Annotated in this window: 7 protein-coding genes and 1 pseudogene; 4 read left to right on the forward strand and 4 right to left on the reverse strand. The window is 71.6% G+C overall.

Translation table 11 applies throughout. The annotated features are described in order from the left end of the window. Positions 1-115 precede the first annotated feature (115 nt). The 4 genes from B7767_RS32665 to B7767_RS32680 all read left to right on the forward strand — a co-directional run bounded on the left by B7767_RS32665 (position 116) and on the right by B7767_RS32680 (position 3641). A complete protein-coding gene (locus tag B7767_RS32665) occupies positions 116-1246 on the forward strand; it encodes an ABC transporter ATP-binding protein (RefSeq protein ID WP_085575280.1) in 1131 nt (376 codons plus the stop codon). Beyond that, entirely contained in the window at positions 1243-1944 is a 702-nt protein-coding gene (locus tag B7767_RS32670; RefSeq protein WP_085575281.1) for an ABC transporter permease, read from the forward strand. The genes B7767_RS32665 and B7767_RS32670 overlap by 4 nt, the downstream gene beginning before the upstream one ends. After that, the gene (locus B7767_RS32675) at positions 1941-2606 is read left to right on the forward strand and encodes an ABC transporter permease (RefSeq protein WP_085575282.1); all 666 of its coding nucleotides are present in this window, start codon (positions 1941-1943) and stop codon (positions 2604-2606) included. Before B7767_RS32670 ends, B7767_RS32675 begins: the two co-directional genes overlap by 4 nt. A 75-nt stretch (positions 2607-2681) precedes the next feature. After that, positions 2682-3641, forward strand: coding sequence for an ABC transporter substrate-binding protein (locus B7767_RS32680; protein ID WP_085575283.1), 960 nt, complete (start codon positions 2682-2684; stop codon positions 3639-3641). 43 nt (positions 3642-3684) lie between these two features. Here B7767_RS32680 and B7767_RS32685 read toward each other — a convergent pair whose 3' ends face one another. The 4 genes and pseudogenes from B7767_RS32685 to B7767_RS32700 form a co-directional block, all read right to left on the reverse strand. Next, the gene (locus B7767_RS32685; protein WP_085575284.1) at positions 3685-4281 is read right to left on the reverse strand and encodes an ATP/GTP-binding protein; all 597 of its coding nucleotides are present in this window, start codon (positions 4279-4281) and stop codon (positions 3685-3687) included. After that, positions 4268-4627: a DUF742 domain-containing protein gene (locus B7767_RS32690; RefSeq protein ID WP_085575285.1), complete on the reverse strand. Its 360-nt coding sequence runs from the start codon at positions 4625-4627 to the stop codon at positions 4268-4270. The genes B7767_RS32685 and B7767_RS32690 overlap by 14 nt, the downstream gene beginning before the upstream one ends. A gap of 1 nt (position 4628) precedes the next feature. After that, complete coding sequence (locus B7767_RS32695) at positions 4629-5060, reverse strand: roadblock/LC7 domain-containing protein (RefSeq protein WP_085575286.1); 432 nt, start codon at positions 5058-5060, stop codon at positions 4629-4631. Between the two features lie 29 nt (positions 5061-5089). Next, positions 5090-5425 (reverse strand): annotated as a pseudogene (locus B7767_RS32700) (histidine kinase); the annotation flags it as partial.

A 5425-nucleotide genomic window follows, 5' to 3' on the forward strand; every position in this document is an offset into this window, starting at 1 on the left:
GCGGCCCGGTTCGTCGAGTTCCGGGGTTCTGTCAGAGGTGCCGTCTACACTCGACCGGCGACAGAGCGTGCGACCTCGGTCAGAAGCTTTCGGCACCCGAAGGGCAATCGGCGTCTTGATACGGATCGATTCAGTCACGAAGCGGTACCCGGACGGCACGGTGGCGGTCGACCGGCTGTCGCTGGAGATCCCCGACCGTTCGATCACCGTCCTCGTCGGACCCTCGGGGTGCGGCAAGACGACCACGCTCCGCATGATCAACCGGATGGTCGAACCCACCGAGGGGACGATCCTGCTCGACGGCGAGGACAGCCGGCGGCAGCCGGTCACCACCCTGCGCCGGTCCATGGGCTACGTCATCCAGAACGCCGGGCTCTTCCAGCACCGTACGATCGTCGACAACATCGCCACCGTGCCCCGCATGCTCGGCTGGGGCAGGCAGCGGGCCCGGGAGCGGGCGGCGGAGCTGATGGAGCGGGTGGGTCTCGACCCCTCGCTGGCCAAGCGGTACCCGTACCAGCTCTCCGGCGGTCAGCAGCAGCGCGTCGGCGTGGCACGGGCGCTCGCCGCGGACCCGCCGGTACTGCTGATGGACGAGCCGTTCTCCGCCGTCGACCCCGTGGTGCGCAAGGGACTGCAGGACGAACTCCTGCGCATCCAGGACGAGCTGGGCAAGACCATCGTCTTCGTCACGCACGACATCGACGAGGCGATCAAACTGGGCACCATGGTCGCCGTACTGCGCGAGGGCGGCCGGCTCGCCCAGTACGCGCCGCCCGCCGAGCTGCTGGCGAGCCCCGCGGACGGCTTCGTCGAGGACTTCCTCGGCGCCGACCGCGGCATCCGGCGGCTGTCCTTCTTCCCCTCCGCCGCACTGGAGTTGACCACCGACGCCGTGATCCCGGCCGACGCCGGCGCCGGCCGGATCGCCGCCACCGAGGCCCCCCACCTCCTCGTCACCGACCCCGACGGCCGCCCGCTCGGCTGGGCCGGACGCGACGAGCTGGCCGCCGGCGGCCTCCGCACGGACCGACTGCTGCCGTACGGAAGGCCGTTCGTGCCCGGCGCCGACTCCCTGCGGGTCGCCCTGGACTGCGCCGTGCTCTCACCCGTCGGCTGGGCGGTCGCCGTGGACGGCGGCGGCCGGGTGACCGGCGTCGTCTCCCAGCAGACCATCGGCGAGGCCATCCGCGCCGCCCACACCGTGAGCCGGGCGGACACGCACGAGGCAGGGGTCGCCAAGTGACCGGCTTCTTCGACATCCCCAGCGACCTCCAGCACAGCTGGGCCGGGCTGATCGGCCTGCACATGAGGGAGGCCCTGCTGCCGGTGGCCGCCGGACTGCTCCTCGCGCTGCCGGTCGCGCAGCTGTGCGGGCGCTTCCGCTGGCTGTACCCGCCCGTGCTGGGCATGACGACCGTGCTGTACGCCATCCCCTCCCTGGCGTTCTTCGTCGTCCTCATCGACTACACCGGCCAGACCGAACTCACCGTGATGATCCCGCTGGCCCTGTACAGCCTGGTCGTCCTGGTCCCGGCCATCGTCGACGGCGTGCGCTCGGTGCCGGACGAGACCCTCGCCGCGGCCACCGCCATGGGATTCGGCCCCGTACGCCGTTACCTCCAGGTGCAGTTGCCCATCGCCGCGCCCGCCATCATCGCCGGGCTCCGGGTCGCCACCGCCTCCAGCATCTCCCTGGTCAGCGTCGGCGCCCTGATCGGCAACCAGGGCGCCCTCGGCAACCTGCTCGCCGCCGCGCAGAAGTACGACCGGCCCGAACTCGCGGTGAACGCCGTGGTCACGATGGCCGTCCTGGCGATCCTCTGCGACGCCCTGCTGGTCGGGCTGCGGACGCTGCTGACACCGTGGATGCCGCGCGGCTCCACCCGTCCGAAACCCGCCGCACGGCGGGCGGGGACCACCCCGGAGGGCGCGGTCCGGTGAACGTCCTCCACTTCGTCGACGCCTTCTTCAGCGACAGCGCCCACTGGCACGGCTACGACGGCATCCCGCAGCGCTTCTGGGAACACCTCCAGTACTCCCTGCTGGCCCTCGCCGTCGCCGCCGCGATCGGGCTGCCCGTCGGCCTGCTGACCGGCCACACCGGACGCGGCGGCAACGCGCTCGCCTTCGTCGCCAACGCCGCCCGCGCGCTGCCCAGTTTCGGCCTGCTGGTCCTCGCCGTCCTGCTGATCGGGTTCGGCCTGCTGCCCGTGATGATCCCACTGGTCGTGCTGGCCGTCCCGCCGATCCTGGTGACCACCTACGAGGCGGTCCGCTCCGTCGACCCCGCCCCCGTGGACGCCGCCAGGGGCATGGGCATGCACGAGTCGCGGATCCTCTTCCAGGTCGAGGTGCCGGTGGCGCTCCCGCTGATCCTCAGCGGCCTGCGCTCCGCCGCCATCCAGATCGTGTCGACGGCCACCATCGCCGCGTACGTCAGTCTCGGCGGACTCGGCCGGTACATCATCGACGGGCTCTACCAGCGCGACTACGAGAAGGTGGTCGGCGGCGCCACCCTGGTGGCGGTCCTGGCGCTGCTCACCCTCGCCGTGTTCTGGGCGGCGGGACGACTGGCCGTGTCGCCCGGAGTGCGCAGGCGCTGACGGTCGATCACCTGTGCGACAAACCGTGACCGGCACGTTCTTGACTCGCCGTACCTGGCTGGATTGGATCGGCGGATGACTTCCACCGCGAAAAGCAGCAGGTCCAGGACGAGGCACACCGGTGCGGCAGCCGCCGCGCTCACCGCCGCGGCGGCGCTGCTCGCGGGCTGTTCCTCCTCCGGCGACACCTCCGACAACCCCCTCGACGGGGAGAAGGCCGAAGCCGGCACCGTCGTCGTCGGCTCGAACAACTTCGCCGAGTCCACCCTGCTCGCCGACATCTACGGCGAGGCGCTCCGCGCCAAGGGCCTCAAGGTCGGCTACAAGCACAACATCGGCAGCCGCGAGACGACGTACGGCCTGATGAAGAACGGCTCCATCACGGTCCTGCCGGAGTACAACGGCTCCCTCCTCGCCTATCTCGACCCCGAGGCCGGGCAGGACTCCGCCCGGGCCGTGAACGAGGCCGTCAAGGCGAAGCTGGACAAGTCCCTGACGCTGCTGGAGTCCTCGCCCGCCGAGGACAAGGACTCCGTCGCCGTCAACGCCGAGACGGCGAAGAAGTACGGCCTCACCGCGGAGTCGACCCTCGCCGACCTCAAGGACGTCGCGCCGGAGATCGTGATCGGCGGCTCGCCCGAGTTCCAGACCCGGCAGCAGGGACTGAAGGGCCTGGAGACCGTCTACGGACTGAAGTTCAAGTCCTTCAAGGCGCTCGACGCGGGCGGCCCGCTCACCCAGGCGGCCCTCACCGGGAACGAGGTCCAGGCCGCGGACGTCTTCACCACCGACCCGACCATCGTCAAGGAGAAGTTCGTCGTCCTGAAGGACCCGGAGAACCTCTTCGGCTTCGCCAACGTCACCCCGCTGGTCCGCAAGGAGGGGCTGCCGCAGGAGGGCGTGGAGGCGCTGAACGCGGTCTCCGCGAAGCTGGACACCGAGACCCTCCTCGACCTGGACGCCCAGGTGCAGCTGGAGAAGAAGGACCCGCTGGACGTGGCGAAGGCCTGGCTGAAATCGGCCGGCCTGGACTGACCCCGCCCGGGGTGCGGCGAACGGGCCGCACCCCACGGGCCGTTCACCGCGCCGGGGCCGCCTGCGCGATCAGCCGGTCGATCAGCGCGATCAGCACGTCCCGGCACGACTCCCGCTCCCGCGCGTCGCACAGCAGCACGGGCACGCCGTCCGGCAGCGTCAGCGCCTCCCGGATGTCCTCCACCGGGTACGGGTGCTCCCCGTGGAAGCCGTTGACGGCGATCACGAACGGGATGCCCCGGCGCTCGAAGAAGTCGATCGCGGCGAAGCTGGTCCTGGGCCTGCGCACGTCCACCAGGACCACCGCGCCCAGCGCGCCGACGGCCAGGTCGTTCCACATGAACCAGAACCGCTGCTGCCCCGGCGTGCCGAAGAGGTACAGCACGAGATCGTCCGAGACGCTGATCCGGCCGAAGTCCAGGGCGACCGTGGTGGCACGTTTCTCCTCGACGCCGTTCAGGTCGTCGACGCCCAGGCCCGCCATGGTCAGCGGCTCCTCGGTGCGCAGCGGGGCGATCTCGCTGACCGAGCCGACCATGGTCGTCTTGCCCACGCCGAAACCACCGGCGATCAGGATCTTGACCGTGTCGGGTGCCGGACGACCGGCGGACGCCCGGGCGGTGGTGTCAGAGCCGGCCAAGGCCCTCCCTCACTTTCTGCAGCAGATCCAGGTCCACGGTGGCGCGGTCGACGGGGTGCGGCGGACGGACGGTGATCCGGCCCGCCTCCAGCAGGTCGCACAGCATGATGACGACCACGCTCATGGGCAGGTCGAGACGCGCGGCGAGCTCGGCGACCGCCACCGGCTCGGCGCACAGCCGCAGGATCCGGGAGTGCTCGGGCTGCGGCCGGGCCGCCCCCTCGGGCTGCGGATCCACCGCCGTCACCGTCGTGATGAGCGTGAAGTCGGCACGGCTGGGCCGGGTCCGGCCACCGGTCAGGGTGAACGGCCGTACGAGCCGGCCCGCAGAGTCGCTTCCGCCCACCTCACACGCCGGGGTCGACGGCCGGCCCCGCGATGTCCCGCGGGGCCGCGCTGAGATGCTCACCGATCTTCTTCACCAGCATGTTCATCTGGTACGCCACCACACCGACGTCCGCGCCCGGACCGGTCAGCACCACCAGATGGGCGCCGGGACCGGCCGAGGTGAGGATCAGGTAGCTGTGCGCCATCTCGATGAGCGCCTGGCGCACCGGGCCGCCGCGGAAGTCCATGCTGACGCCCTTGCTGAGGCTCATCAGACCGGACGCGGTCGCCGCCAGGCGTTCCGCGTCGTCCCGCAGGAAGCCGGTGGACTTGCTCACCACCAGTCCGTCCTCGGAGAGCACCACGGCCTGGTTCACGTCGGCGACCCGTTCGACGAGTCCGGTCAGCAGCTGGTCGAGCTGGGTGTGAGTGGCGGGGATGGGGCGTGTCATGACGGTGTTCCTTCGTGAACGGTCGACGGTCAGCGGTCGGCGGGCGGAGTCGGGGGCTCGGCGTGGGCGGCGGGCACGTGCGCCGGTGCGGCCGTGCCGTCCGCGTCGTCCGGCGGCCCGGCCTCGGCGTCGTCGTCCCGGGCCTGGGACGTACCGCGCTGGAAGCCGGCGAGGGAGGAGGCGGCGTGTTCCGCGGTGAAGTCGCCGGAGTCGTCCTCGGCGTCCGGGACGGCCTCCTCGCGGAGCTCGGCGGCCAGGCTGGTCTGCGGCACCCGGCGGGGGAGCGGGGTGAGCCCGTCCCGGCGGGGCGCGGGCACCGACACGGCCGGTGCGGAGCAGGCCGCGGCGTCCCGTCCGGCCTCGGC

The sequence above is a fragment of the Streptomyces sp. 13-12-16 genome (assembly GCF_002114215.1).
Lineage (GTDB): Bacteria > Actinomycetota > Actinomycetes > Streptomycetales > Streptomycetaceae > Streptomyces.

What these genes read in the sequence shown, in the direction of transcription:
- B7767_RS32695 (WP_085575286.1), bottom strand. Translation starts at nt 5,060, where the DNA reads ATGACACGCCCCATCCCCGCCACTCACACCCAGCTCGACCAGCTGCTG.
- B7767_RS32680 (WP_085575283.1), top strand. Translation starts at nt 2,682, where the DNA reads ATGACTTCCACCGCGAAAAGCAGCAGGTCCAGGACGAGGCACACCGGT.